General features: G+C 31.7%; 20 protein-coding genes, 2 tRNA genes and 1 pseudogene. 22 read left to right on the forward strand and 1 reads right to left on the reverse strand.

What is annotated here, in order from left to right:
• The first annotated feature begins 194 nt into the window (after nucleotides 1-194).
• The 11 genes and pseudogenes from MR875_05355 to MR875_05405 all read left to right on the forward strand — a co-directional run bounded on the left by MR875_05355 (nucleotide 195) and on the right by MR875_05405 (nucleotide 10,100).
• Entirely contained in the window at nucleotides 195-1,010 is an 816-nt protein-coding gene (locus tag MR875_05355) for a LicD family protein (protein MCI6994264.1), read from the forward strand.
• 200 nt (nucleotides 1,011-1,210) lie between these two features.
• Nucleotides 1,211-2,476 (forward strand): annotated as a pseudogene (locus MR875_05360) (sodium-dependent transporter).
• Nucleotides 2,473-2,643 (forward strand): hypothetical protein, encoded by a 171-nt coding sequence (locus MR875_05365; GenBank protein MCI6994265.1) that lies wholly within the window; start codon nucleotides 2,473-2,475, stop codon nucleotides 2,641-2,643. The pseudogene MR875_05360 and the gene MR875_05365 overlap by 4 nt, the downstream one beginning before the upstream one ends.
• Before the next feature lie 234 nt (nucleotides 2,644-2,877).
• The gene (locus MR875_05370) at nucleotides 2,878-3,261 is read left to right on the forward strand and encodes a flagellar protein, FliL (protein ID MCI6994266.1); all 384 of its coding nucleotides are present in this window, start codon (nucleotides 2,878-2,880) and stop codon (nucleotides 3,259-3,261) included.
• Nucleotides 3,262-3,266: 5 nt separating this feature from the next.
• Nucleotides 3,267-3,551 carry a hypothetical protein gene (locus MR875_05375; protein MCI6994267.1) on the forward strand — a complete coding sequence of 95 codons (285 nt, stop codon included), beginning with the start codon at nucleotides 3,267-3,269 and terminating at the stop codon, nucleotides 3,549-3,551.
• Nucleotides 3,552-3,641: 90 nt separating this feature from the next.
• Nucleotides 3,642-4,370 (forward strand): phosphoribosylaminoimidazolesuccinocarboxamide synthase, encoded by a 729-nt coding sequence (locus MR875_05380; protein ID MCI6994268.1) that lies wholly within the window; start codon nucleotides 3,642-3,644, stop codon nucleotides 4,368-4,370.
• Nucleotides 4,371-4,637: a phosphoribosylformylglycinamidine synthase subunit PurS gene (gene purS / locus MR875_05385; protein MCI6994269.1), complete on the forward strand. Its 267-nt coding sequence runs from the start codon at nucleotides 4,371-4,373 to the stop codon at nucleotides 4,635-4,637.
• A gap of 9 nt (nucleotides 4,638-4,646) precedes the next feature.
• Nucleotides 4,647-5,291: a phosphoribosylformylglycinamidine synthase subunit PurQ gene (gene purQ, locus MR875_05390; protein MCI6994270.1), complete on the forward strand. Its 645-nt coding sequence runs from the start codon at nucleotides 4,647-4,649 to the stop codon at nucleotides 5,289-5,291.
• Nucleotides 5,292-5,304: 13 nt separating this feature from the next.
• Nucleotides 5,305-6,024 (forward strand): uroporphyrinogen-III C-methyltransferase, encoded by a 720-nt coding sequence (cobA, locus tag MR875_05395; protein ID MCI6994271.1) that lies wholly within the window; start codon nucleotides 5,305-5,307, stop codon nucleotides 6,022-6,024.
• Nucleotides 6,025-7,809 (forward strand): glutamine--fructose-6-phosphate transaminase (isomerizing), encoded by a 1,785-nt coding sequence (gene glmS, locus MR875_05400; protein ID MCI6994272.1) that lies wholly within the window; start codon nucleotides 6,025-6,027, stop codon nucleotides 7,807-7,809.
• 443 nt (nucleotides 7,810-8,252) lie between these two features.
• Nucleotides 8,253-10,100, forward strand: coding sequence for a hypothetical protein (locus MR875_05405; protein MCI6994273.1), 1,848 nt, complete (start codon nucleotides 8,253-8,255; stop codon nucleotides 10,098-10,100).
• Here the strand turns inward: MR875_05405 and MR875_05410 are convergent.
• The gene (locus tag MR875_05410) at nucleotides 10,085-11,311 is read right to left on the reverse strand and encodes an MnmC family methyltransferase (GenBank protein ID MCI6994274.1); all 1,227 of its coding nucleotides are present in this window, start codon (nucleotides 11,309-11,311) and stop codon (nucleotides 10,085-10,087) included. The genes MR875_05405 and MR875_05410 overlap by 16 nt on opposite strands.
• A 160-nt stretch (nucleotides 11,312-11,471) precedes the next feature.
• Between MR875_05410 and tgtA the strand changes: the two genes are divergently transcribed.
• The 11 genes from tgtA to MR875_05465 all read left to right on the forward strand — a co-directional run bounded on the left by tgtA (nucleotide 11,472) and on the right by MR875_05465 (nucleotide 22,853).
• Nucleotides 11,472-13,448 (forward strand): tRNA guanosine(15) transglycosylase TgtA, encoded by a 1,977-nt coding sequence (tgtA, locus tag MR875_05415; protein MCI6994275.1) that lies wholly within the window; start codon nucleotides 11,472-11,474, stop codon nucleotides 13,446-13,448.
• Nucleotides 13,449-13,452: 4 nt separating this feature from the next.
• The gene (locus tag MR875_05420) at nucleotides 13,453-14,124 is read left to right on the forward strand and encodes a class I SAM-dependent methyltransferase (protein MCI6994276.1); all 672 of its coding nucleotides are present in this window, start codon (nucleotides 13,453-13,455) and stop codon (nucleotides 14,122-14,124) included.
• 9 nt (nucleotides 14,125-14,133) lie between these two features.
• The gene (locus MR875_05425; protein ID MCI6994277.1) at nucleotides 14,134-15,564 is read left to right on the forward strand and encodes a flippase; all 1,431 of its coding nucleotides are present in this window, start codon (nucleotides 14,134-14,136) and stop codon (nucleotides 15,562-15,564) included.
• A gap of 49 nt (nucleotides 15,565-15,613) precedes the next feature.
• Nucleotides 15,614-15,687: transfer RNA gene (locus MR875_05430), tRNA-Gly, on the forward strand.
• An 8-nt stretch (nucleotides 15,688-15,695) separates the two neighbouring features.
• Nucleotides 15,696-15,769 (forward strand) — tRNA-Gly (locus tag MR875_05435).
• A gap of 148 nt (nucleotides 15,770-15,917) precedes the next feature.
• Nucleotides 15,918-16,955: a hydroxymethylglutaryl-CoA synthase gene (locus MR875_05440; GenBank protein ID MCI6994278.1), complete on the forward strand. Its 1,038-nt coding sequence runs from the start codon at nucleotides 15,918-15,920 to the stop codon at nucleotides 16,953-16,955.
• A 12-nt stretch (nucleotides 16,956-16,967) separates the two neighbouring features.
• On the forward strand, nucleotides 16,968-18,125 hold the full coding sequence (locus MR875_05445; GenBank protein ID MCI6994279.1) for a thiolase domain-containing protein: 1,158 nt from the start codon (nucleotides 16,968-16,970) through the stop codon (nucleotides 18,123-18,125).
• A gap of 23 nt (nucleotides 18,126-18,148) precedes the next feature.
• On the forward strand, nucleotides 18,149-18,997 hold the full coding sequence (locus tag MR875_05450; GenBank protein MCI6994280.1) for a DUF1848 domain-containing protein: 849 nt from the start codon (nucleotides 18,149-18,151) through the stop codon (nucleotides 18,995-18,997).
• Nucleotides 18,998-19,183: 186 nt separating this feature from the next.
• Entirely contained in the window at nucleotides 19,184-20,122 is a 939-nt protein-coding gene (locus MR875_05455; GenBank protein ID MCI6994281.1) for a DUF1848 domain-containing protein, read from the forward strand.
• Nucleotides 20,123-20,255: 133 nt separating this feature from the next.
• Nucleotides 20,256-21,269: a restriction endonuclease gene (locus MR875_05460; protein MCI6994282.1), complete on the forward strand. Its 1,014-nt coding sequence runs from the start codon at nucleotides 20,256-20,258 to the stop codon at nucleotides 21,267-21,269.
• A 45-nt stretch (nucleotides 21,270-21,314) separates the two neighbouring features.
• The gene (locus MR875_05465; GenBank protein MCI6994283.1) at nucleotides 21,315-22,853 is read left to right on the forward strand and encodes a tetratricopeptide repeat protein; all 1,539 of its coding nucleotides are present in this window, start codon (nucleotides 21,315-21,317) and stop codon (nucleotides 22,851-22,853) included.
• Nucleotides 22,854-22,918 lie beyond the last annotated feature (65 nt).

The raw sequence follows: 22,918 nt of genomic DNA on the forward strand, positions 1-22,918 counted from the left end.
CACTTAAAAACGACTATGGTATTTGGGTTAATCCAAACGGTGGAGAAATTGGAGAAAAAATGTTTAGAGTTGGCCATATCGGAAATTTAACTCTAAAAGATAATGATGTACTTATTGATGCATTACATGATTTGGAAAAAAAGGAATTTTAAAATAATGAATTTTTCAAATGCCTTTCATTTAAATGAGATAAAATGAATACTGAAGATACTTTACAACATATTAAAGATGTTGAACTTTTAATTTTAAACGATTTCATTAATATTTGTGATGAAAATAACATTGATTATTATTTATTTTTCGGGACAGAAATTGGTGCCGTTAGACATCAAGGTTTCATCCCATGGGATGACGATATTGATGTTATACTTTTTAGAGAGGATTATGAAAAATTCTTAAAAGTCATGGAAGAAAAAAACAGTGAAAAATACACAGTTTTTGATTCAAGATATGATGAAAATTATTTTTTCCAATTTGGTCGTTTGTCATTAAATGGAACTTACTGGTCTGAATATTGGGATAATCAGGTTCCCTTTAAGTTAGGTATTCATATTGACTTATTTATTCTAGATAAAGTTCCTGAAAATAAATTTAAAAGATTTTTTTATATGAAAAGATGTTTGTTGTTTTCAAAATTTGCTTCAATTTCCTCAATAAGGCTTGAAGAGGGTTCTAAATTTTTAATTGCTACTGTAAATAGTTTGCATGCTTTATTCAATAAGATTGGTTTTACACCAGAATACTTCCAGAAGAAAGGTCCTAAGCTATTTAGAAAATATGAAAATAAAAATTATGGTTGTTGGGCAGATTTAACAATGAATGAGCAACCTTATTTTAAAACTGGAGATTTCAAACCTCCAAAAAAAGTTAAATTTGAAGACATATGTGCTAAAATTCCAAATAATCAGGAAGCTACTTTAGGTCAAATATTTGGTGATTATATGCAACTTCCTCCAGAAGAAGATCGTGTGGCTCACATTTTAAATGAAATTGATTTTGGAAAGTATTAATCTTTTTTTCATTAATAATAATGATTTATTCAAAATACTTCTTTTTTAAATGCAATTTTTGAATAAACTTTAATATTTCCAGAATTAAAAAGCAATGTATTTAATACAATACCTACAAAAATTCCTAGTATGAAGTATAGGAAAATGTAAAAAATGTCAGATAAAAACGAATGGGTAGTAACTGGTCATTCATTTTAGCAATGATATGTTCTGCCGTTGGACTTGGAAACATTTGGAGATATCCTTACGTACTTTATTCTAATGGTGGGGGTGCATTTTACATCCCTTATATTGTAGCAATTCTTTTGATGGGAATTCCATTCTTGATTTTAGAATATGGTGTAGGATATAACTATAAATCTTCTTTTGCTAAGGCAATCAGAAAGATTAATACCAAATTGGAGTATTTAGGCTGGTTTATTTCAGTTGCTGTATTTATGATTATGATTTATTACTCAGCTATTCTTGGTTGGGATGGAATCTATATGATTTTAAGTTTCTTTAAAGGGTGGGGAGCAGATCCAAACACTTACTTTGCAACTACTCTCTTGCAATCTAGTGATTCCGTAACAGGCTTATTCACATTCATTCCAATTATTGCTGTTGCAATGCTTATTGGTTGGGTAGTTATTTGGTATATTTCACACAAAGACTTAGAAGCTGGTTTAGGTAAAGTATCTAAAGTTTTAGTACCATTATTATTCTTAATTATGGTTGTTATTGTTGTGTTCTCACTTACATTACCTGGAGCTTCAGTAGGTCTTGCTGAGCTATTTAATCCAGTTTGGTCACTTTTAACTCATTTTGACATATGGATGGGTGCATTCGGTCAAATTGTATTCTCCTTAAGTTTAGATATGTCAATTGCATTTACATATGCAAGTTACACAAGTGTAAATTCTTTGTGTGTTTTCTGAACTATTTCTACAATTGCATTTACATATGCAAGTTACACAAAAGATGATTCTGATTTGGTTACAAATACAATCTCCATTGCTCTTGCAAATTCAATATTTGAAAACTTTGCAGCATTAGGTGTATTTTCAATATTAGGTTACATGTCCTTACAATCAGGAACTGCAGTAGCTGATCTTGTAACTCAAGGAACTGGTCTTGTATTTATTGCATATCCAACAGTGTTCAATGTACTTGGTCAATGGGCATATGTACTTGGACCATTATTCTTCTTAACAGTTTATCTTGCTGGTCTTACAAGTATTTTATCCACAATTGAACCGTTATCCTTCTCAATTCAAAACAAATTCGGATTGACAAGGTCCAAAACAATGACAATATTATGTATTGTTGGTGCAGTTGTTTCAATGATGTATGCAACTGCTTACGGTGGTTCTGTGCTTGGATATGTTAATACATTCATTAACCAAATTGCATTGCTTCTTGGTATTATCGTAGAATGTATTGTATTTGCTTGGATATTTAAAGCTGAAAATTGGTTGATTTCTTGAACAGTAGAAGTAAAACAATCAAGCTTGGTAAATGGTGGATTGTCATTGTTAAATACATCTTACCAATCTTTGTAGCTATTGTTTGGATTGGTGGTTTGATTGATGTAATCAGTGCTGGAACTCAGGACCAATTAATATTTACAATACTTTCAGCAGAGTTTTATTAATTGCTACTTTAGTATTCACTCTTCTTCCTGCTAAAGATCCTGATTGGGACCAAGCTGAAGACAGAGTATAGTGTTATAGTTAATTCTATAACATTCTTTTTTTTATTTTCTTTTATAAGATTCATATCACTTTTAATTCAAATTATACTTTATTTATCATTACTTCCAAAGTAGAAAAGTATTTTAGTATTGGTGTCTAATTATATTTAACAAACTTTTATTGAGGTGAAAATTATGAAAAACTATGTTATAATCTTGATTGGTGTGATTGTCGCTTTAGTAATTGTTGGTGGTGCTGTTGCATATGTTTCTGTTCAAGATTCTTCACACAACAATGATACTATAAAAAGTTGCATTCCAAATATAACAAATGCAACAAATGATAATTCAACTATAAAGAACACTACTTCTACTATAAAAAATGCTACTTCAACCAGTTCTTCAAATGAACCTTATGTTGTAAGTGAAGTTGTTAAATTCAACGCACAAGCTGGTGAAGGATATTATCGTGAAGTAACATATAGTGATGGTGAATTCCGTCAATTTGATAATGTAACTGGTGAATTAATAGGTTCTTCATATGATTCAGATCAAGACAAACTTCCAAGTATGGAATGAGATAAATGATTTTCAGTGAACTATTGAATCATTTCAAAATCGATGAGGAGTTTCCAGAATACCTTCTTGATCAAACATTCAATGATGTTTTCATTGATGGAAACTTGTCTAAAATTGATGAAAACTATAAAATAGTAATTAAAACACGTCAAAATGTTATACATCAAATGTTTATAAAACCAAATGATGCACATCCCGTAACTATTTTATCCAAACTTCCAAATGGATTGTTAAATGGGATGAAATTTGGCAGAACCCGTGATGATGTAACTTACATTAATAAATTATAAAACTACTATTTTTCTTATTTTTTTAACTATTTTTATATAATATTAAAACTAAAAACTATATTATAATAATTTAATTATTCTGTTGATATCATGAACAAAAAAGAGTTAATTAATAGTGGTAAAGTAAAAAGTGTATTCAACACTGATGATGACGATAAAGTAATCATCGAGTTTAGAGATGATATGACTGCTGGTGACGGTGCAAGAAAAGAAGTAATGAATAACAAAGGAGCTTACAATGCAGTAATTTCTTCTAAAATATTTAAAGTATTAGAAGAACAAGGTGTTGCAACCCAATTCATTGACTTACCAGAACCAAATGTTATGGTGGCAAAAAAACTTGAAATGATTCCTATTGAAGTTATTGTAAGAAACATTGCAACAGGTAGTTTAGTGCGCAGATACCCAATTGAAGACGGTACTAAATTGGACCCTCCTCTTGTTCAAATGGATTTCAAAGATGATGAATACCATGACCCTATGCTCAATGATTCAATTATCAAAGCATTAGGAATCGCTACCCAAGAAGAAATTGATATCTTAACTGAAAAGGCATTGAAAATCAACGAAATCTTAACAAAATTCTTCGCTGATGCTGGAATTATCTTAGTTGATTACAAAGTGGAATTCGGTAAGGATAAAGATGGAAACATATTATTAGGTGATGAAATCTCTCCTGATGGATGCAGATTATGGGACAGCGAAACCTTAGAAATGTTAGATAAAGAATTATTCAGAAAAGGAAAAGATGATGAAGTTATGGATGCTTATATAGAAGTATATAATAGAATTATGCCTGAAGATGAAAAGGTGATTTAAATGTTATTTGATATTGAAGTTAAAATCTCACTTAAAAGTGGTATGTTAAACCCAGAAGCAACTACAATTGAAAGATCTCTCGATTTACTCGGTTACAAAGTTAAAAATGTAAAAACTGATGAAATCATCAAATTCCAAATGGAAGGAGAAGACAGAGAAGTTATCAGAGCAAATGTAACTGACATGTGCGAAAGATTACTTTGTAATCCAGTTATTCATGATTATAAAATTAATGTTATTCCACAAAACATGGCTTGCGGTAAATAAGGTGAGAATATGAAAATTGGAGTAATTAGATTTCCAGGAACTAACTGTGACAGGGATGTTGCAAAAGCTTGCGAACTTGCAGGCCTTGAACCAGAATATGTTTGGTGGAGTGAAGAAAAACTAACTGACTTTGATGGTATTGTAATTCCTGGAGGATTTTCTTATGGGGATTTCTTAAGAGCAGGTGCAATGGCTTCCATTACTCCTGTAATTGATGGAATTAAAGAATTAGTAAAAGAAGAAAAACCAGTACTTGGTATTTGTAATGGTGCTCAAATTTTAGGAGAGATTGGTCTTATTCCTGGAATTTTCATTACAAACGAAAACCCTAAATTCAATTGTGAATGGTCCAAATTAAAAGTTTCAACTAACAGAACTCCATTTACAAAAGCATTTAAAAAAGACCAAATCATTGACCTTCCAATTGCTCACGCAGAAGGAAGATTTTACACAGAAGACATTGATTTGTTAAAAGATCAAGATCAAATAGTATTACAATTTGAAGGTAAAAACCCTAACGGTTCTATGGAAGCTATTACAAGCGTATGTGATGAATCAGGACTTGTTGTTGCTATGATGCCTCACCCAGAAAGAGCTTGTGAAAGCATTTTTGGATCTGATGATGGTTTAAACTTCTTTAAAGGATTTTTATAGAAAAGTGATATAAATGGTAGTTTATTTAATTGGTGCAGGACCTGGAGATGCTGATTTAATAACTCTTAAAGCGGTTAAAGCTTTAAACAAAGCTGATGTTGTTTTATATGATTATTTAGCTAATGAAGAAATATTAGCTCATGCTCCTGAAAATGCAGAAAGAATATATGTTGGTAAAAAAGCAGGTGAGCATTATAAAACTCAAGATGAAATCAATGAGTTGATTATAGAACAAGCTCAAAATCATGAAAATGTTGTCAGACTTAAAGGAGGAGATCCTTTTGTCTTCGGTCGGGGAGGAGAAGAAATATTAGCTTTAATGGAACATGATATCAAATTTGAAGTTATTCCAGGTGTAACTTCAGCTATTGGAGCACCAACTTCTTTAGGACTACCAGTAACTCACAGGGGAGTCGCAACATCAGTTACTGTTGTAACTGGTCATGAAGATCCAACAAAACCTGAAAGCCAAGTTCATTGGGATTATACTGCTGATACATTAGTTATTTTAATGGGTATTGGTAATATTCGTGAAAACACTGCCGAAATTATGAAATATCGCTCACCTGATACTCCGGTATGTGCAATTGAAAGTGGAACATTACCAAATCAAAATTTAGTATTCGGTACATTAGGAGATATTTCAGATAAAAAAATCAACACACCAGCTATTTTAATAATTGGTGATGTTGTTGGAATGTATAAAGATATCTATAATTATCAAGGTGATTAGATGTGTGGAATTGTTGGTTGCATATTAAAAAATGATGATGATGTAGCTCCAATTCTTTTTGATTGTATTTCTAAGTTAGAATATAGAGGATATGATTCAATTGGGCTCGCTACTTATAGTGAGAATAAAATCCATATCAAAAAGGACAAAGGTAAAATCAAAGAGGTTGATGATAAATTAAATCTTACTGATATGCCTGGAAACTTTGGTATTGCTCATGTAAGATGGGCAACACACGGTGACCCTTCCAAATTAAATTCACATCCTCATGTTGATGAAAAAAGAAATGTTGCTGTTGTTCACAATGGTATCATTGAAAACTATCTGGAAATCAAAGAGAACTTAATAAGTGAAGGTCATGTATTCAAATCTGATACTGATACTGAAGTTATTCCTCATTTGATTGAAAAATTCATGAATGAAGGTTTTGACCTTGAACATGCAGTTAGAAAAACCATTGATATTATTCATGGAGCTTATGCAATTGCAGCAATATCAACTGATGAACCTGATAAAATTGTTGCAACACGTAAAGATTCTCCATTGATTGTTGGAATCGGTGAAGAAGGATATTACCTTGCATCTGACTCTCCAGCTATTTTAAAATATGCTCGTGATATAATTTATCCTGAAAAGGGGGAAATTGTGGTTTTGGATAAAAATGGTGTTGTAGTTCATGATGAATTTGATAATGTGGTCAACAAGGAAATTGAAACAATAAACTGGACACCTGAAATGGCTGAAAAAGAAGGTTATGACCATTTCATGATTAAAGAAATCAATGAACAATCAACTGCTGTTAGAAATACTTTAACTCAAAAAGAGAACATTCAGGAAATCATTGATGATATTGATGATATTCAAAGAATTTGCTTTGTTGCATGTGGAACATCTTATCATGCAGCTTTATCTGGTAAATATTTGATTGAATCACTTGCAGGTGTTCCAACTGATGTTATTCTTGCATCTGAATTCAAATATTCTGCTAAAACATTAAATGATAAAACTTTAGTTGTATTCATTTCACAATCTGGTGAAACAGCTGATTCACTTAAAGCTTTAGATGTTGCAAATGAAACTTCAAAAACATTGGCTATTGTTAATGTAGCAGGTTCATCAATGACAAGAAGGGCTAAATATGTAATTCAGACTCAAGCAGGTCCTGAAATTGGTGTTGCAGCAACAAAAACTTATGTGGCACAACTCACATCAATTTATTTATTTGCAGCATTACTTGCTAAAGATGATGAATTGCTTAAAGAACTTGATAAAGTTCCAGATTATATTGACGAAACTCTTGAAAGCAAAGAACTCATAAAACAACTTTCAAAAAGGTATAATTATACAAATGATTTCTTCTATTTAGGTAGAGGTTACACATATCCTACTGCTCTTGAAGGCGCTTTAAAACTTAAAGAAATTTCATATATTCATGGTGAAGGATATGCTGCAGGTGAACTCAAACATGGTCCATTGGCTTTGATTGATAAAAGGACACCTGTTGTTATAATTGTTCCTCCGGGGGATGCACACAGAAAAACAATGAGTAATTTGGAAGAAGTCAAATCTCGTGGTGCTAATGTACTTGCCATTGGTTCTGCTTCAGATGATGCTCTTAAAACTAAAGCTAGTGATGTAATTTCAATCAATCCTGAAGTAAATGAATTGATTGCACCTTTAGTTTATATTGTTCCTTTACAATTGGTTGCATATTATATTACTATTGAAAAGGAATATGATCCTGACAAACCTAGAAACTTAGCAAAATGTGTAACTGTTGAATAATGTGTTTTCAACCTTATTTTACTTTTTTTATTTAACTCTTTTTAAATACTTTAATTTTCATTCTAAACGGTTTTAAATCGTTATTTGTGTTTTCTATTTAATTTTTATTTATATGTTGAATTTGTTAAATGGTGCTAGTTCAATATTGAGTTTATTGATTGTTGAGTTTTTGAACTATTTATTCTTTATTTCTCATTTTAAGGATTTAGGTTTCTATTTGATTTTATCTTTTGTTATTAATTTCAATTAGTCCAATATTTTTATTATTATTTTTACCCTTTAATTGCTTTATTTTCTTAATTTGGACTTATTTGGGCTTTTTTTGAAAAACAAAAGCCTTTTATACATTAAACTAAATAAGAAGTAATACTAAATAAAATGTTAAATGGAGTTTATTTATGTTTAATAAAAAAATTAGTTTAATAATATTAACACTGGTTTTTATGTTATCGATTTCTGCAGTTGTTGCAACTGATGTGAATTCCACTGATGATGTAATTTCTGGTGATGTGGATGATGATCTTCCGTCGGATGTTCTTCAGAATTCATCCACAAATGATGATGTTGAGGCTCCAGTTCAAAAAGAAAATTATGTTTTGGATGGTGATGATGTAAATAAGTATTATAAACAGGATACTAGTTACAAAGCATCTTTATCAAATGGAAATTCTTCTGTAATTGGGGAATCTGTTATCTTGAATCTCAATGGTGTTAATTACACTAAAACTACTAATTCAGCAGGTAAAGTTTCTCTTTCAATAAAAAATTTGGCTGTTGGAACTCATGTTATTACTGTCTTTTACGGCAATTTGACAAAAACCAATAAGATTAAAGTATTGCCAATTATTACTGGAAAAGATGTCACTACTACTTATAAATATACTGTGTACTATTCAGCTAAATTCTTAAAAACCAATGGGAAAGCATTGGCAAATACATATGTTAAATTCAAATTGAATGGAAAGACATATTCTAAGAAAACAAATTCTTATGGTATTGCCAAATTGGCTGTTGGTTCAAAGATTGGTTCTTATTACATATATGCAATCAATCCAAGTGGTTACAGTATTAAAAATAAAATCACAGTCAAAAATTCTGTTGTATCAAGCAATTTGAAAAAACATTATAGAAGTTCAAAAGTTTTTTCAGCAACATTCTATGGCAAAAATGGTAAGTTGTTAACTGGTAAGACTATTAAATTCTACACTAAAGGAACTTATTTCTATAAGAAGACTAATTCCAAAGGTGTAGCTTCCATTAAAGTGATTTCAGCTCCGGGAACTTATAAGATTACTTCAATCAATCCAAGTACTGGTGAGAAAAGGTCCAATACTATTACTGTATTACCAACATTATCTGCTAGTTCAATGACAGTTTTCACTGGTGTTACTTCAAAATTCAAAGTAACTCTATACAAAGGTGAAAGTCTTGCTAAAAATGCTAAAATGAATGTTTATGTTGATGGTAAGAAAAAAACTGTCACAACTGATTCAAAGGGTGTTGCAACTGTTAGCTTTAAATTGGCTAAAGGAACTTACAATTTCAAATCTGTTGATCCATTCACTGGTTATGTATTGAATAAGAAAGTAACTGTAAAATTAGCTTCTATTAAGGCTACTGATGTTTATGCAAAAGAGGGTAAACAAGGGATATTCCAGGCTACTCTCTTAAAACAGAGTGGTGCTGTGGCTGCGGATACTTATATGCAAATTTCTCTTGATGGTAAAGTATACAAAGTCAAAACAAATTCCAAAGGTATTGCTAGTGTTAAATTCACTAAAAATGAAGGAACTTACAATGTTGTCTGTAAGGATTTGTCTACTGGTTATACATTGAATAAAAAGATTGATGTTTTAAAAAATGCTACATCATATAGTAAATTCGGTGTTTCTGATGATGGTAAAACACTTATTGTGGTGGGAAGATCATCTGCGGCTGGTGAAGAATCTAAATATGGTTATACTTACTATAAAACTGAAATTCTAAATACTTGTCCAATTTGTGGAGGTCATGAACTTTACTGGAGTATATTCTGGACGGATGAAGGTAAAGATGGTGGAACTTTTCCTGAAACACCAAGTCGTGCTGCTCATTATGAGGAAGGTAATAATGAAGGTATAATCATCTGTATGCATTGTACTGGTGGTGGCGAGTACTGTGATGCTGATTGGTCAATTTTTGGACACAATCATGATGGTAGTGGTAGGGACTTGACTATCATTTCAGGACCAGTCAAATCATCAAAAGAAGAAGCTGAATTAATTAAAAGTGGAAGTTATGTTTCAAAATAATTTCCATCTTTAACTTCTTTTAATCTTTTTTTCATATCTAAAATTCTTGTAGTTGAATTATTTTCTTTATTTTGTTTTTCTGAGTATTCTTTTTCACATTCAATAATGTAAAAGGCTTCTTGTGAAGTTGTTGATGGAATATTCATTTTAGTTAGGTTTCTCTCAACACGTCTTTTTAGTTTTTCATCATCTTCCATGGAATCGCCTAAAAAGATTGGAGTTTTAACTGCAGATGATATTTTAGTGTTATGACGTGCATTTTGTCTTTCTTCAGTTCTTTCACTTAAAATGAAATCGCTTGTATTATTTAAACCTGGATCTCTAAATGGAATTCCAACATCTGATAGTGCAATTCTTATTTCATCATTTTTTGGAAGTGAGTAATCAAGCATTTCTGGATTTGGGCTTGCAAGGGTTCCGCCCTGTTTTCTTCCGAATATTGGACCGACACCTATTGAGAATCCTGCTTCAATAAATGCTGCTCTAACTGGTGCTGATGAAGTATATGTTGCAACAATACCGTCGTTTTTTATTATTCTTCTGAATTCCTTGAAAAATTCAAGTGAAAATAGTTCCGGCGCCATATTCTGACTGAATGGATCTAAAAATATTGCATCATATGTGTTGTCTTCAAGATTTTGAACGGTTTGTCTTGCATCTTCGACAAATACATTAATGTCAATGTTTTCTGGGATTTCACATTCTTCAAGACTTAATGTTGCGTAATTGAGTTTAATAAGTTCATCTTCAATTGCCTTTTTGGTAATATCATGTTCTGGTATTGGGGATGGAACTAAAATACCACATGCAAAGGTTGCTTTTGAAATTTCAACCATATCTACTTTTAAATTGGAATCAGAACTATTTTTAATAAAGTCTGCAATAGCTGCTGATGAATTGTATCCCAATCCTGCACAGATGTCTAAAATTGCAATGTCTTTTGAGTAGTCAAATTTCATTGGTTTGATAAACTTCTCAAATGACTCACTTATTGCTCCAGTAGATGTATGTAATGTTTCAACTTTATGGTTTATTTCCTTTGATTTAATAGAATATGATCCATCATCAGTTAAAACAAAATAATCTTTATAAGTATTAAAAAAATTAAGTCTACTTTCATTATTTTGACTACTTTTTTCTTGACTAAAACATTCGTTTATTAAATCAAAGATATCATCATTAATTATTCTAGCACTATTTTCATAACTCATTTTATCTAAATTTAATTTTTGGAATTTCTTTTTAATAAACTTTAAAATTTTGAGCAAACTTTATATAATTTTCTAGTTAAAATTAAACTTATAATATTCTAATATTCCATTTTTGGAAATGATTTATTTTAAAAATTATTTATTTTACAAGGTTTATACTATGTTTGAAATAAAAGCAAAAGATAATATGGGTCGTGTTGGAGTTTTAAAAACCAAACACGGTAATGTAAAGACTCCTGCATTAATGCCAGTTATTCATCCAAGAAAACAAGCAATTGATGTTGCAAAATATGGTGCAGACATCGTTATTACTAATGCTTATTTGATTTATAAGGATGAAGAATTAAAACAAAAGGCAATTGATGAAGGATTACATAAATTAATTAACTTTGATGGTCCAATCATGACGGATTCAGGTTCATTTCAGTTATCTGTTTATGGTGATGTGGAGATTACAAACAAAGAAGTAATTGAGTTTCAGGAATTGATTAAAACCGATATAGGAACTAGTTTGGATATTCCAACAGCTCCTTTTGTTGACCGAGAAAAAGCGGAAAGCGATTTGGAGATTACTTTGGAACGTGCAAAAGAAGCGGTTGAATTCAAAAAAGAAAACAATATTGAAATGTTATTGAATTCCGTAGTTCAAGGATCAACATTTTTAGATTTAAGACAGGAATGTGCTCGTGAACTTTCAAAACTCGATGCTGATTTATATCCAATTGGTGCAGTAGTTCCTTTAATGGAATCATACCACTACAAGGATTTGGTTGATGTTGTAATGAATTCCATGAAAGAATTGTCTGACAGTGTGCCTCGCCACTTGATGGGGGCAGGACATCCAATGATTTTTGCATTATGTGTAGCTATGGGCTGTGATTTATTTGATTCAGCAGCTTATATATTATATGCGGAAGATGACAGGTTTTTGACAACTAGAGGAACTCTCAAACTTGAAAACTTGCATGAAATGCCATGTTCTTGTGAAGTATGTACAAAATACACTCCTGATGACCTTAGGGCAATGCCTAAAAAACAAAGAAGGGACTTAATTGCTCAACATAACTTACATGTTTCATTTGCAGAATTAAGACTCATCAGACAATCTATTTATGAAGGTAGCTTAATGGAACTTGTAGAAGAACGTTGCCGTGCTCATCCTGCACTTTTAGATGCAGTAAGACAACTTGGAATGTATGCTGAAGACTTGGAAAAATATGATCCAAGAAGTAAAAAATCAGCATTCTTCTATACTGGCCCTGAATCACTCGGAAGGCCTGAAGTGTTAAGACATATTCAAAAATTGATGGCTATGCCTAAAAAGAGGGATTTAATATTGCTTCCCCCATCAAGAAAACCATATTCAAAATTTATTTCAGGAAAACTCGGTGATTTCTACAGATATGGTGAAGAGCATGATATTGATTTGGATAATGCTGACTTTATGGTTGTAGATGTTCCATTTGGTTTAGTGCCTCTTGAAGTTGATGAGGTTTATCCATTAAGTCAAAGTGCAACTCCTAAAATCCGTGATGTTGATGCAATTGAATTCTTACAGGAATTCGTTGATGAATTCTCAGGATACTACGAACAAGTTTTAATTCATTCAAGAGTTCTCAAAGATTTGGAAATCGAACCAGAGGACAATCTTGTTGAAGAGGACATCAGATATGCAAAAGATGATGTTAAAAAAATAAAGGCTATTGCTGACTATCAATTTGGTTTTGGTGCAGGTGAAGCATTATTCACTGGTAAAATCAATATTGAAAAAAGTAAAAAGACAGGTAAAATCAGACATATTTATGATGGAAAAACATTGCTTGTTAATATGAGAGCATCTGATTCATTCCTTGTTTTATCAAAAGAAGGAGCAAGAAGACTTCACTCTGCAATGCCTTCTCCACTTAACAGAGTTGTTGTAAACAAGGATTCAGAACCATTTGCACTTGAAGGTAAAAGTGTATTCTGTAAGTTTGTTGTTGACTGTGATGATAAGATAAGAACAAACGATGAAGTTTTAATTGTAAATGAGGAAGATGAACTTTTAGCTTATGGAAAAGCATTGCTTGGTGCCTGTGAAATCAAAGAATTGAAAACAGGTCAAGCTATCAAAACACGTAAAGGTATGAAAAAGTGATTTTATGTTAGATAATGATAATAAGGTGAATACTGGACATAACATTGAAGATAAGGAACTTATTAAAAATGCAAGAAAACCTGTCGGAGAATTAGGTCATCAAATCTTGGATAGAATGAATAAATCCCATGAATCAATGGCTCAATGGGGTGTAAGTCATTTTGAAGTTCAAAAAGACAGTAAAATTCTAGATATTGGCTGTGGTGGTGGAAAAAACATAGAAAGATTTGCAAAACAAATATCTGAAAACGGAAGGGTAGTTGGAATTGATTACTCTGAAGTCAGTGTTGAAAAATCCACTAAACTAAATCAGGAGTTCATTGATCAAGGAATTGTTAATGTATTGCAGGGTTCCGTTTCTGAAATGCCTTTTTATGATGAAACATTTGATATTGTAACTGGTTTTGAAACTATTTACTTCTGGCCGGATTTTATCAATGATTTGAAAGAAGTTAACAGAGTTCTTAAAAAAGATGGTTTGGTATTCTTCTGTAATGAAGCAGTGTACAGAGAAGGAGAAATGGAAAAATACGATGATTTAGTTGAACTTTTAGATATGAAAATCTATTCTGAAGAAGTTTTAAAAGATTCACTAGAACAAACTGGTTTTACAGACTTCAAAGCTTATTTAAATGATGAAAACGATTGGATCTGTGTAACTGCAAGAAAAATTTAAGGTAATATAATGGCTAATAAAGTAAAGACAATTTTTGCTAATATGAGTTGGTTGATGATATCTCAACTATTGACTAGCGTTTTGGCTTTTGTTTGGACAATTTTAACTGCAAGGTATCTTGGACCATCTGATTATGGTGTTTTCGGTACTGCAGTTTCCCTTTCAACTTTATTTGGTGTATTTGCAACATTTGGTATCAGTACTTATATTGTAAGGTCAATATCAACTGATTTTGAAAATGAGGATAAGTATGTAAACAACACTTTGTCTTTAAAGATATTTTTAGCCATAATCTATTTTACATTAATCTTTTTAACCACTCTTGTCCTTGGATGGAGTCGTTATGTAATTGGAATCTGTTTATTATTTGCATTTGAATACTTTATTAAGACAATTGATGATATCTTCTTTGCATCTTTTCAGGCTCATGAGAAGATGAAATATCAGGCTATTACAAATATTGTTTTTAATGTATTGACATTTGTATTCATTGTGCTTGTTGTTTTAACTGATTGGGGATTGCTTGGTATTACTTTTGCTTATATCTTTGCTAATATATTTGGAATGTTGTATGCATATTATGCAATGAGAAAACATATTATCAAACCAAAATTAACCTTTGATTTTAATTTTTATAAGGTTTTAATAAAGGCTGGTATTCCTTTTGCATTGGCCGGTATATTTTATATCATTTATTATTCCATTGATGTGGTGATGATTACTCAATTTGCTTCAACTTATGATACTGGTCTTTATAATTCAGCATATAAATTAATCAATGTATTGAATTTGTTCTATTCAATATACACAGCAGCAGTTTTCCCTGTAATGAGTAAACTGTTTGTTGGTGAAAAAGATTTATTGAATATGAGTTTTATAAAATCAATGAAATATTTGACATTGGTAACTCTTCCAATAGCTGTATTTACTACATTTTATGGCTATGATTTAATTGGAATTTATGGTTCTGAATTCATGGCTGCGGGTGGTGTTTTGCAGGTATTGATTTGGACAGTAGTATTTTTATTTATCAATGGGGCTTGTTCATTAGTTTTAAATGCATCTCACAAGGAGTATTCTGTTACTAAAATATATTCCATTGCAGCTGTTTTTAATGTTGTTTTAAACTTGATTTTAATTCCAAAATATTCAGTTTATGGTGCATCATTTGCAACAGTTTTAAGTGAAATATTGATTTTGGTATTGGAAATGTATATGATTAGGAAGATAGATCAACTTCCAGATAAACATTTTGTTTATGACATATTGAAAATAGTATTTGCATCAGCAGTTCTTGGAATTGTTTTATATGTCCTTAATTTGAATTTATGGGTTGCTATGGTAGTTTCAGTTGTTGTATACTTTGCGGTCATCATCTTGATTAGGACAGTTGATTCTGAAGATAAAATGATTATTAATCAAATTATCAATAGGAAATAGAAAACTATATATACTATTAAAACAAATCTATGTATGTTGTTAGTTACATGCGGTGTTAGTCCAGCCTGGTTAAGACTCTAGCCTGCCACGTTAGAGACCCGGGTTCAAATCCCGGACGCCGCACTTTACTTGCAGTCGTGGTATAGTCTGGTTATTACTTGGGCCTTCCAAGCCTACAACCCGGGTTCGAATCCCGGCGACTGCACCTTTTATATAAATTCTTTTTTTAAAAATTCTTATTTTGTTTAAAAAAATACTATATATTTAGTTAATTTTATATAAGAATAAATAGATAATATCATTAATTAAATTAAATTTATAATTTCTTAATATTATTATTTTATGGTGATTTAATGGTAGGAATAGTAGGATATGGGGCACATGTTCCCTCATATAGAATTAAAGTAGAAGAAATTGCTAAAGTATGGGGAGATGATCCTGTTGCTTTATCAAGAGGATTAGTTGTTAATGAAAAATCCGTACCTTCTCCTGACGAAGACACTGCAACCATTGCAGTTACTGCTGCTAGATATGCTCTAGCAAGAGCTCAAATTGATCCAAAAGATATTGGTGCTGTTTATGTTGGTTCAGAATCACATCCTTATGCAGTAAAACCGACTGCTTCTATTGTTGCTGAAGCGGTTTGTGCAACTCCAAAGTTAACTGCTGCTGATTTAGAATTTGCTTGTAAAGCAGGAACTGCAGGTATTCAAATGTCTATGGGACTTGTTAAATCAGGTATGGTTGATTATGCTTTGGCTATTGGTGCTGATACTTCTCAAGGTGCACCTGGTGATGCTTTAGAATACACCGCATCTGCTGGTGGTGCTGCTTACATTATTGGTAATGATAACACAATTGCTGATATTGAACACACTTGCAGTTTTACAACAGATACTCCTGATTTTTACAGAAGAGAAGGTGAACCTTACCCATCTCACGGTGGACGTTTCACTGGAGAACCAGCTTACTTTAAACATGTTTTAAGCGCTGCTAAAATGTTACTTGATGAAACAAACACTACTCCTGAAGATTATGATTATGCATGTTTCCACCAACCTAACGGTAAATTTTACTTAAGGGCTGGTAAAAAATTAGGATTCTCCTCAGAACAAATTGAAAGAGGATTACTCACTCCTAATATTGGAAACACTTACTCAGGTGCTGTACCATTAGCATTATCCAACATTTTAGATGTTGCTGAACCTGGAGATAAAATATTCGTTATCTCATATGGATCAGGTGCTGGAAGTGATGGTTTCAGTATTACTGTCAAAGATGAAATTGAAGAAAGAAGAGAATTAGCTCCAAAAACAGAAGATATTATCAGCAAAAAAACCTATGTTGATTACGCTGTATATGCTAAATTCAAAGGTAAAATTAAAATGTAAGGGGGCTTGAATATGAGAGATGTTGCTATTGTAGGAGTTTCACAAACAAAATTCGGTGAATTATGGGATTCATCATTTAGAGATTTAATTGCTGAAGCTGGAGTAAAAGCTTTAGTTGATGCTGAAATGGATGGTGCAGATATTGAAGCAATGTTCGTTGGAAACATGTCCTCTGGACTTTTCGTAGAACAAGAACACATTGCGGCTCTTATTTCTGACCACGTTGGTCTTAACCCAATTCCAACCACAAGAGTTGAAGCTGCTTGTGCATCTGGTGGTTTAGCTTTAAGACAAGGAATCATGGCTGTTGCATCAGGATTCCACGATGTAGTAATTTCTGCAGGTGTAGAAAAAATGACTGATGTCGTTGATGCTACTCCAGCTATCGCTACTGCATCTGATAAAGAATGGGAAGCACAACAAGGAGCTACTTTCCCATCATTATATGCAATGATTGCTAAAAGACACATGTATGAATATGGTACTACTCGTGAACAATTAGCACAATTTTCAGTAATAAACCATAAAAATGCATCTAAAAACCCAAATGCACAATTCCCATTTGAAATTACTGTGGATAAAGTTTTAAATGCTACTATGGTTGCAGATCCGTTAACATTATTTGACTGTTCTCCTGTATCTGACGGAGCAGCAGCTGTTATTATGGTACCTGCAGAAGATGCTAAAAAATACACTGACACTCCAATTTATGTAAAAGCTTCCGCACAAGCTTCTGGAACCTTAACTTTACATGATAGAAAAGATTTAACTACTATTGAAGCTACTAAAGTTGCATCCAGAAAAGCTTACGATATGGCTGGAGTTACTCAAAAAGACATTGACTTAACTGAAGTTCACGATTGTTTCTCAATCAACGGACTTTTAGCTGTAGAAGACTTAGGATTTGCTGAAAAAGGTAAAGGTGGAATTGCTATTGAAGAAGGACAAACTGAAATTGATGGTGACTTCCCAATCAACACATCCGGTGGTCTTAAAGCACGTGGACACCCATTAGGTGCAACTGGTATTGCTCAAGCTGCTGAAGTAGTATGGCAACTTAGAGGAGAAGCTGGTGGTCGTCAAGTAGACGGTGCAGAAATCGGTATGACTCACAACATTGGAGGTACTGGTGGTACTGCAGCTGTACATATTTTCGGAAGAGATTTATAATCTCTTTTTACTTTTCTTTTTTTATGATAATTAATACAGGTTCCAGAACTGATATCCCAGCTTTTTTTAGTAAATGGTTCTTGAACAGAGTTGATGAAGGATTTGTCTGTACTCGTAATCCTTATAATGATGATATTTACAAATATCCATTGGATTCTAAAATTATTGACTGTTTGTGCTTTTGTACTAAAAATCCAAAACCTCTACTTAAAAATATTGAAAATTTGGATAAATTCAGGCAATACTGGTTTGTTACAATAACTCCTTATGGTAAGGACATAGAACCTAATGTACCTGATTTTAAAAGTGTAATGAAATCTTTTAAAGAGCTTTCAAATCATTTGGGAATTAAAAAAGTATCCTGGAGATATGATCCAATTTTTATCTCTGAAAAATATGATTTGGATTTTCATATTGAGACATTTGCTAAGATGGCAGATGAACTTGGTGATTATACAAATGATTGCACAATAAGTTTCATTGATTTATATCAGAAAGTGTTGAGAAATTTTCCAGAAGCTAACGAAGTCACAAAAGATGTAATGTTAACTATTGGTTGTGAATTTTCAAAAGTTGCAAAAGATCATAATATCAAAATGAAAACTTGTGTTGAAGGGACATTGCTGGACCAATTTGGATTTGACTCAAGTGGATGCATGACTCAAGAAGTAATTGAGAATGCAATTGATAAAAATTTGAATATACCTAACGGAAAATATAGAATTCGTGAGTGTAATTGCATATTTGGAAGGGATATTGGAGCATATAATACATGCCTTCACGGATGCAAATATTGCTATGCAAATAGTATAGAAATTATCTACTACTTTTTTCTCACTACAGATACTAATTTTATTTTCCTCAATAATTAAAGTTTTGGAAATTCGTTCAAATGGTAGAATTTTAACATATATTCAGACAATATATTAAAATGACTATGGTTATTCAGAAATAATTATGTTGTGTTGAACAAAATTTATTTGTCAGAATTGACTGCATAAGACTGGCCAAAACACAAATAAAAAAAGTGATTATCATCAAAAATAGTAAGTGATAAAATGATAATAAATGTTGGCGGAAGAACAGACATAGTGAACTACTACACCCCATGGCTACTGAACAGGATTCGTGAAGGATACGCATATTCAAGAAATCCATTTGCAAGAGAAAATGTGTATAAGTTAAGTTTGAAACCTAAAGATGTAGATTGCTTGTTGTTTTGTTCCAAAAACTACAAACCTATACTGGAACATATAGGTGGCATTGATGAAAAATACAATATTCTGTGCAACTACACGATTACTGCATACGGCAAGGATATAGAACCTAAAGTTCCAACAATAAATCAATCTATTAAAACGTTGGAAAGACTATCGGATATTGTCGGTAGGAATAAGATTCTCTGGAGATACGATCCGATACTGCTGACAGAAAAATACACAGTTGAAAAACATCTGGAAACATTTGAGTATATGGCTTCAGAAATTTCACCGCTGGTTTACCGATGCATCTTCAGCTTTGTGGACATGTACAAAAAAGTTGAAGAGAACATGCCTGAAATAATTCCACTCACTGATGATGATAAAGTGAGGCTATTGAAAGGAATAGGTGAGATATCTGAGAAGTATAATCTTTATACTCAAACATGTGCAACAAATGAAAGCTATGAAAAATATGGTATAGATGCTGCAGGATGTACAACTCAAGAAATATTAGAACAGGCACATGATGTAGTTTATAAAGATGTTAAAGCTAGTGGAATTAGAGAAAACTGTCATTGCATTCCATCAAGAGATATTGGAGCATATAATTCCTGTTTAAGTGAGTGTAAATATTGCTACGCAAATCGAAAACCGGACATTCCTAAGAATGTTATAAAGTTGCATGATGAGAAATCACCATTATTGCTTGGACACCTAAAAGAAAGTGATAAGCTAATTGATACTGAAGTAATAAGATATATTGAGCCAAAACAGACAACTTTATTTGATTTTTAAATTTGCATTAATTTTAAGATTAATTAATTTCCACATTAATTATAAATTTATAAACTAACATAATTTATTAATAACATATTATTAAAATAATTTTTTTTAATTTAATAAGGTATATTCTATAGGTGATTTTGTCATGAAAAATATGTGGATGGTTAGAGCGGGAAAAGATGCTTTTCTTATAGATGAATTTGAAAAGAGAAATATTGTTGCCCTTGGTTGGGGTCTTGGTGACCTTGAAGATAAAAGTTCTGATGATATTAAAAGACTTATGCAGGAGACATATCCTGATGAGAGCAAATATAGCTTAGGCATTGCTTCTTCACAAGTAATCAAATTCAGACATATGATTAAAAAAGGAGATTATGTTTTATCTTATAATCCATCCAGCCGTAAATATCTGGTTGGGGAGATAACTTCAGATTATTATTATAGTACTGATTTGGAAGATGAAGATATAGATTATATTGGAGGACACAATGATACTCGTGATGTTAAATGGTTAGGTGAAGTCTCTAGAGATAATCTATCAGTTTCAACTAAAAATACTTTAGGTGCAATATCTACATTATTCAATATTAATGATGAAGCTAGAAAAGATATTCTTGATGTTCTCAATAATAAAAAACCAGCAGCTGGAGAAGATGAGGAAGGAAGTGAACATGAGGATGTTTCTATTTTAAAAGAAGATATTAAAGATAAATCTATTGAATTCATTAAAGATAAAGTTAATAAATTGGATTCTTATGAAATGCAGGATTTGGTTGCAGGCTTGCTCCGTGCAATGGGTTACAAGACTATTGTTTCACCAAGAGGTGCTGACCGTGGAAGAGATATTGTGGCTTCACCAGATGGTTTAGGTTTAGAAGATCCAGTCATTCTTGTTGAAGTAAAACATAGACCAAATACTTCAATGGGTTCACAAGCTATCAGAAGCTTTAAAGGAGCATTAAAGAAAACCAACCGAGGAATATATGTATCAACTGGGGGATTCACCACTGATGCCAAATATGAAGCAGAAAGGTCAGAAATACCTATAATACTAATGGACTTGGACAGATTAGTTAAATTCGTCATACAATATTATGATAATTTTGACAATGATGCAAGAAGTCTGATTCCGCTAACAAAAATCTATTGGCCTTTATAAAAGTAATTGTAGTGATTAAATAATAATTATTGGGGAGTAATTAATATGAAAATTCCTGATGATAAATTGGAAGAATTAAAAAGACAAACTATTGTGGATAATTCTAGATTGGAAGAATTAATAAAAGATATGGATGAAGGTTTTATAGGTCCTGGAAAACGGGAAGAGTTCCATGAATTACTTAAAAAATCACAACTGTTCATGCCTGTTGTCTTCGGTCAAAATATGCATGATGCACTTGAAAATAATCATCCTGGGGAAATATTTGTACCAGATGGTCAAGTTGGTTTTGATATAAATTATATTAAATTACAAGGAAATGAAAGAGCAGTTCCTTTATTTACAAGTAATGAATTATTAGAAAGCACAGGGCTTCAAAGCTCAACTATCGCAATATTCATGAGTGATTTAGTAAAAATGTTAAAAGACTCCGATAGGTATTCTTTAGTTGCCATTAATCCTTTTACTGACTTGCTTATTCAAATTCCTTTTAGTTCTTTTTTAGCTTTGTTTAATGAAATATCTGCTGAGCAAAAGGAAGCTATGGACAAACTCATACATCTTTTAAAAACTCAATCCATAGCAACTCCTCAAAATATCAAAGTTGTTTTTAGAGATAATGATAACTATATGAAAAAACAAGCTATTAATGGATTGTTTGCACCCAATATTCCATTTAAGGCAAGTTCTTTTCCTTATTTTCAAAAAGAACTAAAATATACAAACATAATTTTGATTCCTAAAAACAAAAAGATTTTGTATCTTGGAGGAATCGTAAGTAAAGATGTGTTTGATACAATTATTGCTCCTGAAACTGAGTTTGAACTTGTTGAAGAAATTGATGAGTTCACTACAGTTTGGAAAGTTGGAAAACAGCCCTTCTATGATGAATTAGATAATAATTCAGATAACAAGGATTTTAAATATTGGTTCGGCAAAGCAAATGATTTGATTAAAAATGGAAAACTTGAAGAATCAATTGAATGCTTAGATAATGCAATTGAATTAAATTCTGCCGAATCTCTTCTTTGGTATCTGAAAGGCAGAGTATTGATTGATTTAAATAGGTGTGATGAAGCTATTGAAATATTGGACAAAGCATTTGATTTAAATCCATTATATATTAGGTCAATATGTACTAAAGGAATGGCTTATGAAAAATTGGGAAAATATAATGAGGCAATGGCCTGTTATGATGAAGCAATGATATTGGAACCTAATGATGACTATGCTTACGCATTAAAAGGAACTTTATATTTAATACATTTAAAAGATTATGATAATGCTATTAAATATTTAAATCAGGCCAAAAGAATTGAACCTAAAAATTCAATGACCTGGAATAATTTAGGGGATGCTTATTTAAATATAGGTGAGTTCGAAAAAGGTTTGGATTGTTGTGATAAAGCACTTTCTCTTGATCCGAATAACTTCAGAGCATGGTTCACTACTGGTGAGATATATTATGAATTACAGGAATATGACAAAGCTATGGAATATGCTATGAATGCAAGTGAAATAAATCCACTAGATTCAGATTTGCTGATTTTTATTGATAAAATAAAAGAAGCTAAAAGAGACTAAATAACTAATCTTTAAACAATGTATTTATTTTTTATTAGGGGGATTATTAATTAATCTTAACTATT

This window comes from Methanobrevibacter sp. (assembly GCA_022775905.1).
Lineage (GTDB): Archaea > Methanobacteriota > Methanobacteria > Methanobacteriales > Methanobacteriaceae > Methanocatella.

Coding starts and splice junctions, on each gene's coding strand:
- MR875_05355 (MCI6994264.1), top strand. CDS start 195: ATGAATACTGAAGATACTTTACAACATATTAAAGATGTTGAACTTTTA.
- MR875_05370 (MCI6994266.1), top strand. CDS start 2,878: ATGAAAAACTATGTTATAATCTTGATTGGTGTGATTGTCGCTTTAGTA.
- MR875_05375 (MCI6994267.1), top strand. CDS start 3,267: ATGATTTTCAGTGAACTATTGAATCATTTCAAAATCGATGAGGAGTTT.
- MR875_05380 (MCI6994268.1), top strand. CDS start 3,642: ATGAACAAAAAAGAGTTAATTAATAGTGGTAAAGTAAAAAGTGTATTC.
- purS (MCI6994269.1), top strand. CDS start 4,371: ATGTTATTTGATATTGAAGTTAAAATCTCACTTAAAAGTGGTATGTTA.
- purQ (MCI6994270.1), top strand. CDS start 4,647: ATGAAAATTGGAGTAATTAGATTTCCAGGAACTAACTGTGACAGGGAT.
- cobA (MCI6994271.1), top strand. CDS start 5,305: ATGGTAGTTTATTTAATTGGTGCAGGACCTGGAGATGCTGATTTAATA.
- glmS (MCI6994272.1), top strand. CDS start 6,025: ATGTGTGGAATTGTTGGTTGCATATTAAAAAATGATGATGATGTAGCT.
- MR875_05405 (MCI6994273.1), top strand. CDS start 8,253: ATGTTATCGATTTCTGCAGTTGTTGCAACTGATGTGAATTCCACTGAT.
- MR875_05410 (MCI6994274.1), bottom strand. CDS start 11,311: ATGAGTTATGAAAATAGTGCTAGAATAATTAATGATGATATCTTTGAT.
- tgtA (MCI6994275.1), top strand. CDS start 11,472: ATGTTTGAAATAAAAGCAAAAGATAATATGGGTCGTGTTGGAGTTTTA.
- MR875_05420 (MCI6994276.1), top strand. CDS start 13,453: ATGTTAGATAATGATAATAAGGTGAATACTGGACATAACATTGAAGAT.
- MR875_05425 (MCI6994277.1), top strand. CDS start 14,134: ATGGCTAATAAAGTAAAGACAATTTTTGCTAATATGAGTTGGTTGATG.
- MR875_05440 (MCI6994278.1), top strand. CDS start 15,918: ATGGTAGGAATAGTAGGATATGGGGCACATGTTCCCTCATATAGAATT.
- MR875_05445 (MCI6994279.1), top strand. CDS start 16,968: ATGAGAGATGTTGCTATTGTAGGAGTTTCACAAACAAAATTCGGTGAA.
- MR875_05450 (MCI6994280.1), top strand. CDS start 18,149: ATGATAATTAATACAGGTTCCAGAACTGATATCCCAGCTTTTTTTAGT.
- MR875_05455 (MCI6994281.1), top strand. CDS start 19,184: ATGATAATAAATGTTGGCGGAAGAACAGACATAGTGAACTACTACACC.
- MR875_05460 (MCI6994282.1), top strand. CDS start 20,256: ATGAAAAATATGTGGATGGTTAGAGCGGGAAAAGATGCTTTTCTTATA.
- MR875_05465 (MCI6994283.1), top strand. CDS start 21,315: ATGAAAATTCCTGATGATAAATTGGAAGAATTAAAAAGACAAACTATT.